Annotated in this window: 10 protein-coding genes; 3 read left to right on the forward strand and 7 right to left on the reverse strand. The window is 44.8% G+C overall.

Going from position 1 to position 16,052, the window contains the following annotated elements:
• Positions 1-173: 173 nt before the first annotated feature.
• Positions 174-2,060 carry a VapE domain-containing protein gene (locus ONT19_RS09820; RefSeq protein ID WP_264952572.1) on the forward strand — a complete coding sequence of 629 codons (1,887 nt, stop codon included), beginning with the start codon at positions 174-176 and terminating at the stop codon, positions 2,058-2,060.
• Between the two features lie 175 nt (positions 2,061-2,235).
• On the opposite strand, the gene nhaD is transcribed toward ONT19_RS09820, so the two are convergent.
• The gene (gene nhaD, locus ONT19_RS09825) at positions 2,236-3,606 is read right to left on the reverse strand and encodes a sodium:proton antiporter NhaD (protein WP_264952571.1); all 1,371 of its coding nucleotides are present in this window, start codon (positions 3,604-3,606) and stop codon (positions 2,236-2,238) included.
• Positions 3,607-3,977: 371 nt separating this feature from the next.
• Here nhaD and ONT19_RS09830 point away from each other — a divergent pair, with 371 nt between their 5' ends.
• A complete protein-coding gene (locus ONT19_RS09830; protein WP_264952570.1) occupies positions 3,978-5,111 on the forward strand; it encodes an AAA family ATPase in 1,134 nt (377 codons plus the stop codon).
• Positions 5,112-5,182: 71 nt separating this feature from the next.
• On the opposite strand, the gene ONT19_RS09835 is transcribed toward ONT19_RS09830, so the two are convergent.
• From ONT19_RS09835 to ONT19_RS09850, 4 genes are all read right to left on the reverse strand, one after another.
• Positions 5,183-6,748 carry an ATP-binding protein gene (locus ONT19_RS09835; RefSeq protein ID WP_119238396.1) on the reverse strand — a complete coding sequence of 522 codons (1,566 nt, stop codon included), beginning with the start codon at positions 6,746-6,748 and terminating at the stop codon, positions 5,183-5,185.
• A 128-nt stretch (positions 6,749-6,876) separates the two neighbouring features.
• Positions 6,877-7,695 (reverse strand): carboxypeptidase-like regulatory domain-containing protein, encoded by an 819-nt coding sequence (locus ONT19_RS09840; RefSeq protein ID WP_264952569.1) that lies wholly within the window; start codon positions 7,693-7,695, stop codon positions 6,877-6,879.
• A gap of 269 nt (positions 7,696-7,964) precedes the next feature.
• The gene (locus ONT19_RS09845) at positions 7,965-9,692 is read right to left on the reverse strand and encodes an alpha-amylase family glycosyl hydrolase (protein ID WP_264952568.1); all 1,728 of its coding nucleotides are present in this window, start codon (positions 9,690-9,692) and stop codon (positions 7,965-7,967) included.
• A 66-nt stretch (positions 9,693-9,758) separates the two neighbouring features.
• Positions 9,759-11,861, reverse strand: a complete 2,103-nt coding sequence (locus tag ONT19_RS09850) for a glycoside hydrolase family 97 protein (RefSeq protein ID WP_264952567.1) — start codon at positions 11,859-11,861, stop codon at positions 9,759-9,761.
• Positions 11,862-12,077: 216 nt separating this feature from the next.
• On the opposite strand from ONT19_RS09850, the gene ONT19_RS09855 reads away from it, so the two are divergent.
• Positions 12,078-13,721, forward strand: a complete 1,644-nt coding sequence (locus ONT19_RS09855; RefSeq protein WP_264952566.1) for a DUF6377 domain-containing protein — start codon at positions 12,078-12,080, stop codon at positions 13,719-13,721.
• Between the two features lie 93 nt (positions 13,722-13,814).
• Here ONT19_RS09855 and ONT19_RS09860 read toward each other — a convergent pair whose 3' ends face one another.
• Positions 13,815-15,095: a C10 family peptidase gene (locus tag ONT19_RS09860; RefSeq protein ID WP_264952565.1), complete on the reverse strand. Its 1,281-nt coding sequence runs from the start codon at positions 15,093-15,095 to the stop codon at positions 13,815-13,817.
• Positions 15,096-15,129: 34 nt separating this feature from the next.
• Entirely contained in the window at positions 15,130-16,047 is a 918-nt protein-coding gene (locus ONT19_RS09865; RefSeq protein ID WP_264952564.1) for a hypothetical protein, read from the reverse strand.
• Positions 16,048-16,052 lie beyond the last annotated feature (5 nt).

Raw genomic sequence — 16,052 nt, forward strand, 5'->3', positions numbered from 1 at the left:
AACACGTGACGGGCTACGAGAGAACAAGTGACGGGCAGTCATTGCCCGTACAACGGGAAACGAGTGCCCAATTTGCCAACCAAACTTTGGGCAACGCTGATAAGAGTTTATAGTTTATAGTTAACAGTTTATAGTTAATAGTTAACAAACAAACATCCTAATCAATATATTCAATGAAAGTAACTATCGTTCATACAAACAACAAGAAGCAGCTCCTCGTCAGCACAAAGACGATGGAGAAGTTGCTGCAACGTATCGCAAAAGATGACAGCAGACTTACTGTTACCCATTTCCGCGAATACGTGACCTATATGGAAAGCGGCTACGAATATTACAAGGATATGCCAACATGGATGCACATCTACCCCGCTGCTGAATTCGCCAAAGACGAAAACAACAACCTGAAGATGAAGGCGTGCAACGGTATCCTGCTGCTGAAATTCGGAAACATCACGGATGCGGACGGCGTGGAGGGCGTGAAGCGCTCAGTTGCCATGCTGCCTTCTACCTTTGCTGCGCTGGAAGGTGCTGATGGTAAGTCGGTTATCGTATTGGTGAAATTCAGCAATGAAGATGACTTGCTGCCTACTGAGGAGGCGGATGCCGAACGACTGTACCGCATCGCTTACCAGCAAATTCTGCCTGTATATCAGGCGATTGCCAAGGCTTCGGTGCTCACAGACGGGCCGAAACCTTCTATAGAAGCGGGCTCAAACCTGTCTTTTGAGCCTTCGATGCACAACAGTTTTATGATGACGCTCGATGCGAAACCTTATTTCAACAGTAAGGCGGTAGCGATGAAAATTGACAGCAACATGCACCCTCAGAACCAGGCTTTCAACACGGAAGATAATCAGCAGATGATTCCTGGTTCCGATACTTCGGAAGAAGAAAAGAAAGTTGACAAGAACAGCGTTCGCGAGAATATCGTGAGCATGATGCAGCTGCTGAAAAGTAAATATAACTTCAGATACAACACGGTGATGAAATTCGTGGAATACATGCCGAAGGAGAAGGGTTGGTATGGTTTCCAGCCCGTAGATCCGAGAGTGCAGAAACGCATGACGCTGGAGGTGCAGCTCGCTGATATCCGAGTGAGCATCAAGGATGTCAGGAATTTTCTGGAGTCTGATTACATCAAGAATTATAATCCGATAGATGAATATCTCTTCCAATGCTACGACAAATGGGACGGGAAGGACCATATACGTGCCTTGGCTCGTACGGTTCCTACCAACAATCCTTACTGGGCAGACTGGTTCTACACCTGGTTTCTGGGCATGGTTGACCAGTGGCGCGGCTTTACCCATCGCCAGTATGGCAACTCAGTGGCTCCACTTCTCATTTCCAAGCAGGGTTACAACAAGAGTACTTTCTGTCGCCGGCTGTTACCACCGGAGCTGCAATGGGGATATAGCGATAATCTGATTCTGTCAGAAAAACGTCAGGTTTATCAGGCGATGGCGCAGTTTATGGTCATCAATCTCGATGAGTTCAACCAGATTTCGCCACAGGTGCAGCAGGGATTTCTGAAGAACCTCATCCAGTTGCCTACGCTGAAATACAAGCCTCCGTATGGCAGTCATGTCATGGAATTTCCTCGTCTCGCCTCGTTCATCGCCACGAGCAACATGACGGATATTCTCACCGACCCATCCGGCAACAGAAGGTTCATCGGTGTGGAACTGACGGGACCGATCGATGTGAGTGTGCGTCCGAACTATCAGCAACTTTTCGCCCAGGCGCTGACCGCCCTGCACAATGGCGAGAAGAGTTATTTTGATACGGAACAGGTGAAGTTGATCATGAAGAACAACTGCCAATTTGAGGTGGCTGAGCCGATAGACCAGTATTTCCAGCTTTATTTTGATTTGGTTGAGAATGAGAAAGAGGGTGAATATCTGACTGCCGCCGAGATTTTCGACTATCTGAAAAAGCAGATAGGTTCATCGCTCAAGGTGAACAGTTTGATGGGATTCGGCAGAAAACTGGCGAATATGAGTGAGTTAAAACATAAGAGATTTGCAGATGGAATGAAGTATCTTGTAAAGAAAAAGTGAATTAATGATACTTCTATGAGACTTTAATGAGACTTCTCGGCGCCAAAGCCGAGAAGTCTCATTTTCTTTATCTTATTATCTATCAAGTCTTTAAGCCGATATTTTCAATAGAAAATGAGACTTTGAGACTTTTTTCTCAAAAAAACTTTTTCACGTAAGAGAAAACATTTATCCTTTAGATAGCATAAAGGAAGGTACGGATGAACCAGTAGCAAACGATACCTGCGATGTAACCTACAAAAGCAATCCAGGAGATGTGCTTCATATACCAGCCGAAGGTAATCTTCTCCAAACCCATTACTACCACACCAGCAGCACTACCGATAATCAGCATTGAACCACCGACACCGGCACAGTAGGCGAGCAACTGCCAGAAGACGCCATCCACAGCCATATCGCCAGCGGCTGCCACAGGATACATTCCCATACATCCGGCTACCAGAGGCACATTGTCAACAATACTTGAAAGCACACCGATGATACCAGTTACGAGGTAATGGTTGCCATCGAATACGACGTTTAAGCCCTGACCCAAAGCAGTCAACACGCCAATTTCAGCCAGGCAGGATACAGCCATCAGGATACCGAGGAAGAAAAGGATGGTACTCATATCCACACGAGAAAGCAACTTGGTTACTCGCTTCTGAGTGCCCTCGGCATCAGCTCCACGATGCAAACCGCGATAGAAAACTTCGGTGGCAGTCCAGAGAACGCCCAGTACCAGGAGGATTCCTACGAATGGAGGCAAGTGGGTGATACTCTTGAAGATAGGAACGAAGATCAAACCGCCTACTCCCAACCAGAACACAGCCTTGCGCTGACCTTCGGTGAAATCGCTGACCGATGCATTCTGCTGGGCAGAAACCTCAGGCATCACGAGTTCGCCCTTCAACATGGTCTGAAGGATGAGGGCTGGAATCACCATGGAAACCACAGACGGGATGAAGATTTCGGCGATAACGCCGGCTGCAGTAATCAATCCCTTGTTCCAGAGCATGATGGTGGTAACGTCGCCGATTGGTGAGAAGGCACCACCCGAATTGGCTGCGATGATGACGAGGGATGCATAAACCATGCGATCCTTGTGGTCGGTGACGAGCTTTCGGAGAATCATGATCATCACGATACTGGTGGTCAGATTGTCGAGGATTGCAGAGAGGAAGAAGGTAAGGACAGCGATACGCCAGAGGAGCGCACGCTTCGACTTGGTCTTCATCACCTTGCGAACCCAGTTGAATCCGCCGTTCTGGTCAACGATTTCCACGATGGTCATCGCACCCATCAGGAAGAAGAGTGTTGTGGCGGTATCGCCCAGATGTTCCTGGATGATTCCGGTCACTTTCTCCACCATTCCAGCAGCACCGCCTGTATAATCAGGGTGCATCAACTGGAGATACTGCATTGGATCCACCATATAGAGGGTCCAACAACCTACCAACATCAACAGGGCTATCGCTGCCTTGTTTACCTTTGTCAAGCTTTCGGTAGCTATGAGTGCATAGCCGAGCACGAAAACGACAATAATAGAAATTGTAAGTGTAGTCATTACTTTTTATTTATTATTAGATATTCTTTTTTCCTTTATGTATGATTTGGTATCCACAATTGCCAAACGGCTGCAAAGATACAAAAAGAAAAGCAATATCCACACGATTCCTTATTATAATTGTATGAAATCGTTTACTTACTTACTGTTTTAACCTAATAATAACCGATTTCGACCAGTATGGTTGAGGCATTTCGTTGTTTAACACATGCTTGTTGAATTTTGGGAACCCGAAAATGACATCAGTAGAACTCGTAAAAAGTTAATTAGTAATAAAGTTCCTACTAATATATCTCTTACCTAAAAGATTATTACTACCTTTGCATTACATAAAACATGTAACATAAAACATGGAATAGATATAAAACGTTATGGAACAGCTGAATAACCCATTTGTTATCTACGGATATAAGGGAGCAGAATACTTCTGCGACCGCAAGAAAGAGACGGAAGTCATCATGAAGGCTTTGCAGAATGAGCGCAACATCGTCCTCATCTCTCCCCGACGCATCGGAAAGACGGGACTCATACACCATGTCTTTGAGAACATCTGCAAGCAGGAGCCTGAGACGCATTGTTTCTATCTCGACATCAATGCCACAAGAAATCTGAGCCAATTCATCCAATTATTGGCAAAGACGGTTATCGGGAAGGTTGATACTTTCTCGCAAACTGCCATGCGCAAGATTACCACTTTCTTTGCCGGCTACAAGCCTACGATGTCGTTTGATGAGATGACGGGAATCCCTACGTTCTCGATTACGGTTTCACCAAGCCAGAGCGAGGATTCTCTCAAACATATCTTCGAGTATCTGAAACAATCGGAGAAACGAATCTATATTGCCATCGACGAGTTTCAGCAGATAGCCGAATATCCCGAAGATGGCACAGAGGCCCTGCTACGCTCCTATATCCAGTTTTTGCCGAATGTATATTTCATCTTTGCAGGCAGCAAGCAGCACATGATGACCGATATGTTCCTGTCGGCAAAGCGCCCATTCTATCAGAGTTCGCAAATTCTCAACCTTCCTCTCATCAACCAGGATGAGTATCATCGTTTTGCCAACAGATGGATGAGGACCCGGAATCTGACTATGAATCCTGACACCTTTGCCTATCTATATAATAAGGTGGATGGTCAAACCTGGTATATCCAGGATATTCTGAACCGACTCTATCAGAACGGAAAGGAAATTACGACAGCGGAAATTGATGATGTAATCCTGGAATTGGTGAACGAGCAGGAAGTGGCATTCGTGAATTACTACGATTCCCTTACTGACAATCAGGCAGCCCTTCTATCTGCCATTGCCCAGGATAAGGCTGTCACCTCCATTCTTTCGCAGGATTTCATCAGCCGCCACAACTTGCCTGCTGCCAGCAGCGTGAGTCTTGCTCTCAAGACGCTGATCAATAGAGAATTCATCTACAAGTACAATGGCAGCTATATCATCTACGACCGCTTCTTCGGGATGTGGTTGAGGAAGAACTGCGCTGGAAATTAATCATTGCAAAAAAAATCCGAAACAGATAGCTGACAACGCTTCTGTTTCGGATTATCTTTTTGTATTCTTTCTTATTCTTCCCTGATTATCCAATCACCAATCGTACGCTGACTACTATCGAAATTTACACCTATTTTAAACAGGCGCTTACCATCTGCAGAATATGGAATCAGATATCCCTTTTCATCAATCTGTCTAATAGCTTCTTCGGCAGAACCATCATACTTCAGTTCAAAAACAAACACGGCATCAGGCATATACACCACGGCATCAGCCCTGCCTATCGCACTGTTCTCCTCTACCCTCATGTAGGCACCCATCAGGTTGAAGATAAGATAGAACACCGTCTGGAAATCCCGTTCGTTCTTATTACTCAAGCGGTTGGAGATACTGGCAAGATAGGCCTTCAGGCGCACCATCGCTCCCTCAACATCAGCATCATAGAGTTTTTCCAGGAAATCACCTACCAGACTGTTGTTATCCAGCGATATTGGCGAAAGATAGTTGGGCGCAAGACTCTTGAGCATACCCGTCTTAACCTCCTTGTTAGGATATTCCAGCGTATAACGATGCAATATCGGATTATACTTCTTGATGGTGAGGTAACCGCTCTGATAGAGCAGCGGAAGTGCAGAGGTCACCAGTTCGGGCGAAACATCAAAGTCATCTATATCACATGACTTTTTCTCTATATCCATCACGCTGACATGGTACTTCTGCAACATTTTGATAAGATAAGTTGGCGTTCCAGAACCAAACCAGTAAGGGGCAATTTTTTGGGCGTTCAAGGCCTTTACCAAACTGAACGGATTAAAGACATCCTCTGATTTCTCACTGAAATGATAGCCGTCATAGTATCTTGTCAACTCAGCCAGACATTCCTCGTACGTCATGCCAAGAGCTTCACCAAGAGCCTCTATATCCGGTTTCATCTGCGTACAAAGTTCAGCCTTACTGATACCACAGATAGCCGAATACTGGTCGAACATGCTGATATTATCGAGGTTGTTGAGTTCGCTGAAGATACTGAGCTGAGAGAACTTAGTAATACCCGTAATGAAGGTAAACTCCAGATATGGGTCGAGCTTTTTTAAAGGACTATAGAAGTTCTGCATAATGAGACGCAACTGCTTGAGTACATCCTTCTCATGCACAACATCCAGCAATGGGGCATCATATTCATCAATAATGACCACCACCTTTTCGCCAGTCTGCTTGTAAGCTCGCTTTACGATTCCATCCAATCGGTCGTTTGGATACAATTCATCATCATCCCTGCCATAGAGCTTCTCGTATGGTTTCAGCTGCAAGTCGAGATAATGCTTCAAGCCTTCCTCATCAAAATGCTTGGCACCGCTCAGGTCGAAGTGGAGCACAGGATGCTTCACCCAATCTTTCTCGTAATCATCAATGGCCAATCCCTCGAAAAGTTCCTTTCTTCCCTCAAAATAAGCCTGAAGGGTAGAGGCAAAGAGCGACTTGCCGAATCGTCTTGGACGACTCAGAAAGACATACGACATCTGCTTTTCCCTGAAATCCACAATATATTTGGTCTTATCTATATAGAGATAGCCATTCTCGCGGATTTTTTCAAATGTCTGAATTCCTACAGGATATTTATTTACTATTTTTGCCATATTCCTACATGCTTTACGTTTTGCGCTGCTAAGTTACGAAGAAATTCTGAATTAGCCAAGCATATTCTAAAAATTATTAGGAAAAGAAGTGGCAATAGTTACATAAAAAGTAAGCGTGTGGGGGAGACTTACTGAAGATGCTTTGCAGATATACCATAAAGAGAAACGCCCAAGGTTACTGGCAAATTCTTTTTCCTATCTGTACACAGATTTCTTACGCAGCCCTTCTTGAAATAAGCAGGAAAATGAATTTCGCCATTACCACTACTTGCCATAACAGCTACACCTATATAATATTTATGATTGCGCTCCAGCTTCAACGGTTCTTCTATCCAAACAGATAAATCCTTCTTATCTGAAATTTCGGATAATCGGACGTACAAAGGTCGATGCTGTACAGGCACAAAATTTGTTCCCTTTACTTCATAAATGATTAAACGAATTGTGCATGAAGCAAAAGTACATTTTTGTACTCGCAATTTGGCTGTTTTCACATAATAGTCTTTATTTACAACAAATAAGGGTCCCGTTTCATATTTCGTGTTTCTAACGTTATGAAATGCAACATCACCTGGTGCCCGAACTCCCTTTCCAAGAATACTTTCCTGCTTTTTACCGGAAACGACTGTTATATCTGACAAATCACAAGTCTTTTCTTTCAACGTAAGTTGCAGCGAAGTCTTTTTGCTATATACATCATAAGGAATTTTATTAGTCTGATAACTGATATGACTAATCACAAGTTCCTGTTTCATACCATCGGGCACCACCAGAGAGAATTTTCCTTCCTTGTCAGATACCGCATATATACTATCTACATATACGCTAGCGAATTCAACGTTCTTACCAAATTCATCTACAATATGTCCTTTTATAGTCTTATTTGCAGCAATACATGCCAAAGAAAAGAACTCGCAGACAATCAGAAGAAATATAAATCTCCTCATATTCATAGCTTTAAAATTTTATGTTTATATGTATAGCATCGGCCTCCCAATTCTAATATAATCTCAGAATTAGACTTTGCCTCTATACCATATTCCGTAATCATGCTGCAAATATAGTTATTTCTTTATTTATCGCCAAATATCGGGTTAAATATTTAAATATCTTTAGTTATTGCAATAGAAAAATCGGTATAAAAAAAATCCGCACAGCCCAGAGAGCCATGCGGATTCTGATATTTAATAAAGCTAGCAATAATCATGTTCACAGGTTACTTAGCCACCTTGAATACGGCGGCACTAATGCCTGAAGCTTTGATAGCATCGGTCTTCTTGCCTGATTTATATACAACCTTGCCTGTAGAAAGAACAGAAACTGCCTTGCCACCTACAGAGCTGATGTTGAGAGAGGCTGCCTTGGCACCAGGATTCACGACAACAACATACTTCTCATCACCCAAAGTGCGCTCATATACCATCGGATATTCCTGACCCTTCTGGTTCAGAAGCTTCCAATCTCCCTCATTGTCAAGAGCCTTGGCTGAATGACGCAAAGCGGTCAGCTTACGGGTATATGACAACAGAGAATTCTGATCTCCCTGCTGAGCTTCAACGGTCAACTTTCCGTTTTCCGTATCTACAGGGAAGTAGAGTTTATCAGGCGCACTCGTTGAGAAGCCGGCATTCTTGCCCTTGGTCCACTGCATCGGAGTGCGGGTACCAGAGCGCTCATTGCTACCCTCCTTGTTAGGGAGATTCATCTGATACTTCATACCAATCTCATCACCATAATAGATAAATGGAACACCTGGCATGGTGAGGAAGAAGGTCATCGCCACCTTCAACTGGTCTGGCGTGTTGCGGGTTCCGATGTTAGGGCGCTGGTAATCGTGGTTGGCAGATGGAACAGCGATGTAGCCGAGATTCTTGGTGGCATTATATGCCTTGGTATAGTTCTCGCTAAATTCCTTAAGCGAACCCTTGCCCTGCTTGTCGAAATAGCAGTTCTGATAGCTCTTCTCCCACTTGCCCCATGGAGTCTTGCGGTCGAAGAACAGAGAGGCATAACCCTTAAGACCGAAATGGATGTAGAAATCGATGTTGAAGCCGGCAGGAATGGCTTGCTGCGGATTAGCCCACTCTGAAATCAGGACGGTCTCAGGATAGTACTTGTCCTTCCATGCACGCATCTCATTCCAGAGTTTGGAAACCTCCTTCTTGTCAGGGTCGTTTTTGATGAGCGATGACGCCATATCAACACGGAATCCATCTACACCCTTATCAAACCAGAAAGCCATGATGTTACGTATTTCCCTGCGAACAGCCTGTGGTCCAGGCGCATCTACGCTCTGCTCCCAAGGATGATTTGGGTCTGGATGAGCAAAGCCATAGTTCAAGGCTGGCTGGCACTCGAAGAAATTCTTCTCATAATACTTGGCACGAGGAGCATTCGCCTCCACATATCTGCCTCGGGTACTAGACTCCGGACTTGCCTCCTGATGACGGGCTTCTATTTCTTTCTTCTCGCTCTCAGGAATATCGTTCATCCAGATATAATAGTCGCTGTAACGCTGGTTAGGATCTTTCTCGGAAGACTCCTTAAACCAGGCACACTTGGTGCTGGAATGTCCTGCCACCAGGTCGAGACAAACTTTCATGCCACGCTTATGGGCCTCATTGACCAATGTAACCAAATCGGTATTGGTACCGAATCGAGGATCCACCTTATAGAAGTCGATGACATCATAGCCACCATCAAACCATCCCGACTCAAAGATCGGATTGAGCCAGAGGGCGTTCACACCCAGCGACTTGATGTAATCCAACTTGGAAGTGATACCCGGTAGGTCACCAATACCATTGCCATCAGTATCCATATAGGAAGATGGATAAATCTGATAGAAAAGTGCATCACTCAACCAAGCCGGTCCCTTCTTCTGTTCTGCCTGAGCAGAAAGTGTGGTTGCCGCCAAGGCAGCAACCAACAACATTTTATTCATTCTTTTCATGAGCATCATTATTAATTCAAGAAAACTTTCTTTCATAATAACTCAAAATTCTGCATTTTATTGTGCAAGAAGGCTAATTGCGAATCCGCCACCTGCAACGGAGTTCAACTTCAAGACAGACTTGCTGGTTACAGTCTTCTTGGTGATGACATAAGCCTGCGGATTGGTCTTGTAGTTGGCATTCTTTGCATCCTGATAGATGGTAGCCACATACTTCTTGCCCTTCTCGAGGAAATCGAGCTTTACGGTAGACTGATGAGCCTTCATGCCCGTAACGCCACCGACAAACCAATTATCAGAACCCTTTGCCTTGCGGGCAGCGGTGATATACTCCATTGGTTCAGCCTCCAGATAGATAGACTTGTCCCAATCTACAGCCACATCCTTGATAAACTGGAAGGCATCCATGTGCTTCTCGTAATTCTCAGGGAAATCGGCAGCCATCTGCAATGGACTATACATCGTTACATAAAGTGCCAACTGACCGCAGATGGTAGAGTTGCAATGAGAACCATTGGCGCAATCCATTTCAAAGATACCCGGTGTATAATCCATCGGACCACCCTGCAGACGGGTGAAAGGCAAGATGGCGGTATGTCCCGGTTTGGTACCTCCGAAAGCCTGATATTCAGTACCGCGAGCACTCTCGTTGCCAATCAGGTTAGGATAAGTGCGGCAGAGACCGGTAGGACGCACAGCCTCATGGGCATTTACCATGATGTGATAATCGGCAGCACGGGTTACGGCATGCAGATAGTGATTGATTTCCAACTGACTGTAGTGATGCTCGCCACGAGGGATGATGTTGCCCACATAACCGCTCTTCACTGCATCGTAGCCATAATCCTTCATCAACTGATAAGCTCTGTCCATATACTTCTCATAGTTCATTACAGAAGAGGAGGTCTCATGATGCATGATGAGCTTCACACCCTTGGAATGCGCATACTCATTGAGCGCCTTGATGTCGAAATCAGGATATGGAGTCAGGAAATCGAATACCTTTTCCTTCATATAGCCACTCCAGTCTTCCCAACCGATGTTCCATCCTTCTACCAGAACTGCATCGAAACCATGGGCTGCAGCGAAGTCGATGTAACGGCGCACATTGGCATTGTTGGCAGAATGCTTACCCGATGGCTTGGCATGTACATAGTCGGTTCCATCCAACTTCACGGTAGGATAATCATGGGTATAAGCCCACTCACCCTTACCGGAAATCATCTCCCACCATACACCTACGTACTTCACAGGATGGATCCAGGAGGTATCCTTAATCTTGCAAGGCTCATTGAGATTGAGAATCAGGTTGGAAGACAACACCTTACGGGCATCATCTGTAATGACCATCGTACGCCAAGGGCTCTTGAACGGAGTCTGCATGTATCCCTTCATACCCTGTGCATCAGGGGTAAGCCAAGAGGTAAAAGTCATGGTCTTGTCATCCAAGTTCAGATGCATGGCTGGATAATCTACCAGGGCAGCCTCATGCAGATTGATGTAGATACCATCATCTGTCTTCAACTGGAGTGAGGTCTGTACACCGGTATCTGAAAAGACAGTCTGTGAGAGATTGCTGCTGACAGCAGCATGCAGGGCTGGACGGATGCCCGACAGACGGGTCTTGGTGTATTCATACTCCTGGGTATCATAATCACCCGGAATCCACCAGGCGGTATGATCGCCCGTCATGGCAAATTCTGTACGCTCTTCCTTGATGGTAAAGTAGTTGAGACTGCCTTTCTGAGGGAACTCATAGCGTAATCCTACTCCATCATCATAGACACGGAAACGGACGTTCATATAACAGTCGGTGGAATTCTGCTTCAACTCTACCAGCATATCATTATAATGATTGCGGATAGACTTGTTCTCTCCCCAAACAGGAGTCCAGGTCTCGTCGAAAGTGGAAGTCTTCTCATTGATAACACTAAAATCGGCAAGCAGGTCCTTGCCATCCTTACCGCCCTTGGCGAGTTTGTAACCCAGACGGCTAGGCTTGATGATGGTCTTGCCCTGATAGGTCACACTATAGGTAGGCACTGTGCCATCCAAAGTGAAATTCACCTTAATCTGTCCGTTAGGAGAAGTAATGTCTCCAGCATCTGCCGAGATGCCAAAAGCCATCAGAAGGCTTGCGAGCAAAAAGAGTTTTTTCATATTTTTTGTTTAAAATTGTTTGTTGCTGCAAAAGTACGGCAAAAATCGATAAGTTGGTACGAATAGTAGGTTCTTGGTAGATTACCGCTATCTACCAACCTCCTCACCTCTCTGAATATCAACATTTTGCAAATTCTCAAAAATAAACGGCTAGTAGATGCGAGATTCTCAATGTTTTTTATTATTTTTGCAGCAGAATCTAAAAACATAGGAAAAATGAGACATCTTTTCGTTATAATCATCACACTGCTGATGCTACAGCCGATATACGCAAAAGCAGACAACAGCCAGCTCTACAAACAGCTGGATGCTGCCATAGAAAAACGTGCGCATTATGTAGAAGTAAAAGAGAAAAGTCTGAACGACATCAAGCAGGGTGCCAAATATGTAACCAGCAACGAGGACAAGCTCAAGCTTTACGAGCAACTCGCCAATGGATACAAAGCCTACGAGTATGATTCGGCGATGACTTACGTAAAAAAAGGCCTTGTTCTTGCCCAAAAGAGCAACAACATCTTATATCATAAAAGATTCCAACTTAGCCAAACCAGCCTGCTTATCACACGTGGATTCTATGCTGAAGCAAAAAACATCATGCAGAAGATAGAACCCAAGGAAGAAGATCCGCTTGACTATCAGTTTCAATACTATTATACACTTTACGGACTATACAACAACTGGTCAACCTATTGTGAAAACAATGAATTCAGCAAGATTTACGACCAGCAGAAAGTGGAATACCTGAAGAAAACATTAGAACTGTCGCCAAAGAAAGATGCATTCTATTACTACCTGCTGGGAGAGTTTTACTATTACAGCTATCATTCCAACAATAACAAGACCATCCAATACTACAAAAAAGCACTGAGTATGGAAAAGCCGGACAGCCGTCTCCATGCCATGACCGCCTTTGCCCTATCCGAAGTATACAAGAAAGCCAACAACCTAAAGCTAATGGAGCATTACCTGCTGGTTGCAGCCATCTCAGACGTCACTTCTGCCACAAAAGAAAATGTAGCCCTGCAAGACATCGCACTCTTCATTTACAAACATAAGACCAGAAGTCTGAACAAAGCCCAGGAATACATCAACCTATCCCTGGAAGATGCTTATGCATACAACAACCGGTTGCGCCGCATTGAGATTTCATCCAAATTGCAGATGATTACCAATGCCTATACAGATGACATCAGAGCCACCAACAGCATGCTCTACATCGCGCTGTCGGTCATTTTCCTGCTCTTGCTCGGAGTGGGACTTAGCAGTCTGTTCATCCGTAAGAAGAACAAACTTCTGAAACAGAAGAAAGACGAAATCACGGCTACATCGGCAAAAATGGAAGTTCTCAACAGCCAGTTGCACCTCATCAACGACGAACTGAAGGATACCAACCAGAAGCGCGAGAGACTGATAAAGGTGTATATAGACCTGTGCTATAAGAACATAGAGAGGAACTGCAAACTGCGCACCTTGGCAGTAAGAAAGATCAAGGCCAACCAGAGTAAGGAGCTACTGAGCCTCCTTTCTTCCTCAACCAATACAGAGAAAGAGAACAAGGAGTTTCTGACGGAATTTGACAAGGCATTCCTGTCTCTGTACCCAACTTTTATTACTGAGCTGAACCAGCAACTCACAGAATCGGCTCACATCCAACTGAAAGAGAATGGGGAAATGCCCCCTATCCTCCGTGTGTGCGCCCTGTTAAGATTAGGCATCACCGAAAGTTCCAAGATAGCCGGCATCCTGTCTTATTCGCCACAAACCGTATACAACTACCGTTCCCTGCTCAAGAACAATGCCATCGACAAGGAGCACTTCGAAGAAAATGTGCTCAAACTCTGCATGGTGATAGCCGACTGATGAGAGAAAAAAATACCTATAGGTCATAACAAATCCCGACAGGCAACAACATACCTGTCGGGATTTTTTAATTATCTGCAATTGATGAGAAATCTACTTTACTATATATTTCTTGCCACCCCGGATATAGATACCATCATATTTCGCCGGGAGCGATACCTTTCGGCCATTGATATCATAAACATCGGAACTGCAAGGCTTAGTAACACCGACAACAGGAGTTAATTCCGAAGTCAAATCATAATCTATTTCACCATCATCAGGGCAATGAATAACCACCATTTCCTGATACCACTGATACTCCTCATCAACGGAGACACCATTATCCGTATACTCCAGAGGAAGGAGGCTCAAGTCGAAATAGCCATCACCTAAACCACCATACCCCCAATTCACTCCTACGTTTCCATCAGCATCATAACCATCCAGCACAAAGGCATGGGAAGAAGTCTTGTCGTTTCCCTGCTTATTGGATGTACCGGCATATAGAATAGGATGCCCGGCGCTCAATTCCCGATAAATAACCTTTTTCCAGGCTGCATCATCATAGTTATTGGTCTGGGGATAATCCTTATAGCCATAATACTGGGTAAGATAGCCGAAATGCTTCTTCATGCCAGCCGCAGCATCTTGCAAAGATGCGCCACTGCCATCAAGAGAATAATTCATACCAGCCACACAACCGCAATGAAACATCAACTTGGCTACTGCGGCAGCCTGTTCCGAGCTGTAGCTATCACCCGAATAAGCAGGCAACATCTCCGTCCACTTATACTCTCCCATACTCAGCATAGCAGTACGTTTCTCATCGCCGACGCTATAAGAAGCGACACCTTTGCCACGGGATGGATACTGGTATACAGACATAATCTGTGCCATAGCCGTAGCCACGCAACCCACCCAGCAGTTTTTACCATTCACTTGTGGGCACTGGCTATTGAAAGGAGCATCCTGGCCCCATTTTGTAGTAACCAGATGCTCAACACTCGACTTGCAACCTGCAGGGATAACCTGATAACCCGTAGAAGCAGCACGAAGTGAAGCGTCATTAATTCTATCCAAGAACCAGCCCAAGGCAGGATTATCACCAAAAGTACCCTCGTCAGAATAACCTATCACAGCCTTGAACGCATCATCATTGGCGAGAACTACAAATCCGTTCCGGTTGCGTCCTACAACCGTATAAGCATCCGTCTGGCGCATAACCCGAAGGTTCTCACCTGCTCCTCCACGAGAAGTTTTTCCGCCAACAGAAGGCAAACGCTCCCCCAGCACCTCACTGGCTATCTCCAATTTCTGCTGAAGGCTCCTTTCCTTTGCCTCAGAGAAAAGGAAAGAAGCCAACATCAGAGAAAATATAAAAATCTTCTTCATAAGTCCAAAATCTTTAGGAAATCATTCGATATTTCTACCAAACGCCATACACATTTACAGACTGCTGCTCAACACTGGAATTTATATATCCATTCAGATAGATGTATTTCTGTGTGAAGTCTATATAAGAATAGGTACTATAGCCATATCCACCATACCACATGAAAGAGTTGATATTTACATCTCCTACCGTCCAGTTCCACAAATAGTCACCTGTAGAAGAATCAACACCAGCTACGATATAGTTTTCCTTATAGGTCTGATGGTCATATATGGCAGCACCCTTTCCTTCCTCAGGAACCAGTTCACCGGAGCAATCAGCCAGATTATCGGCATTGAAAGTGCCATTAATCTTGAAATAAAGATCAGCACCCGAACCCAACATATTGGTGATATAAAACTGATTGACACCTTCCAGCTGGTAGATATCAGAATAGGTAACAGGCAAATCTGTGAAACCTGCGTAATAGAACTGCACATTCTCCAGTACTTTCGTCCACTGAGAAACCAGCACCGACGACTGCAGCACCGTACTGCCATCCTGCTTGGTATAAGGATCGGCATAGGCTTCATCGACATCTATCTTGAAACCAAATTTCTTTTTAGGTGTCAAGCCCTTTACGGAAATGGTCAGCGTAGCCTCTTTCTCGCCCTGGGCAAACTCCACCGTTGCAGGCACCTGAATAGCAGTTGTATCAGTATACTCTACCTTGACAGGAACACTCGCAGCCTCAGCGGCTACCTTACGGCAAACCTTCACATTAACGGTTTCCTGGTCTGGAGTAAGAATAAACTCTGCCGCATTGCCAGCAGCAAAATACACTCCCATGCAATTGTCTGGTGCAGGATTGCCTGGCGCATAATCATCGTCATCGCTGCAGGAAGAGAACCCCAACAGGAGACCAGCCGAGATGGCAAGCCCCAAATATCTAAAAAACTTTATATTCTTCATTGTCA

It is taken from the genome of Segatella copri, from assembly GCF_026015625.1.
In the GTDB taxonomy this organism is placed as follows: Bacteria; Bacteroidota; Bacteroidia; order Bacteroidales; family Bacteroidaceae; genus Prevotella; species Prevotella copri_H.

Excerpts from the sequence above, each read along its gene's own strand:
- ONT19_RS09820 (WP_264952572.1), top strand. The coding sequence starts at position 174 with ATGAAAGTAACTATCGTTCATACAAACAACAAGAAGCAGCTCCTCGTC.
- nhaD (WP_264952571.1), bottom strand. The coding sequence starts at position 3,606 with ATGACTACACTTACAATTTCTATTATTGTCGTTTTCGTGCTCGGCTAT.
- ONT19_RS09830 (WP_264952570.1), top strand. The coding sequence starts at position 3,978 with ATGGAACAGCTGAATAACCCATTTGTTATCTACGGATATAAGGGAGCA.
- ONT19_RS09835 (WP_119238396.1), bottom strand. The coding sequence starts at position 6,748 with ATGGCAAAAATAGTAAATAAATATCCTGTAGGAATTCAGACATTTGAA.
- ONT19_RS09840 (WP_264952569.1), bottom strand. The coding sequence starts at position 7,695 with ATGAGGAGATTTATATTTCTTCTGATTGTCTGCGAGTTCTTTTCTTTG.
- ONT19_RS09845 (WP_264952568.1), bottom strand. The coding sequence starts at position 9,692 with ATGAATAAAATGTTGTTGGTTGCTGCCTTGGCGGCAACCACACTTTCT.
- ONT19_RS09850 (WP_264952567.1), bottom strand. The coding sequence starts at position 11,861 with ATGAAAAAACTCTTTTTGCTCGCAAGCCTTCTGATGGCTTTTGGCATC.
- ONT19_RS09855 (WP_264952566.1), top strand. The coding sequence starts at position 12,078 with ATGAGACATCTTTTCGTTATAATCATCACACTGCTGATGCTACAGCCG.
- ONT19_RS09860 (WP_264952565.1), bottom strand. The coding sequence starts at position 15,095 with ATGAAGAAGATTTTTATATTTTCTCTGATGTTGGCTTCTTTCCTTTTC.
- ONT19_RS09865 (WP_264952564.1), bottom strand. The coding sequence starts at position 16,047 with ATGAAGAATATAAAGTTTTTTAGATATTTGGGGCTTGCCATCTCGGCT.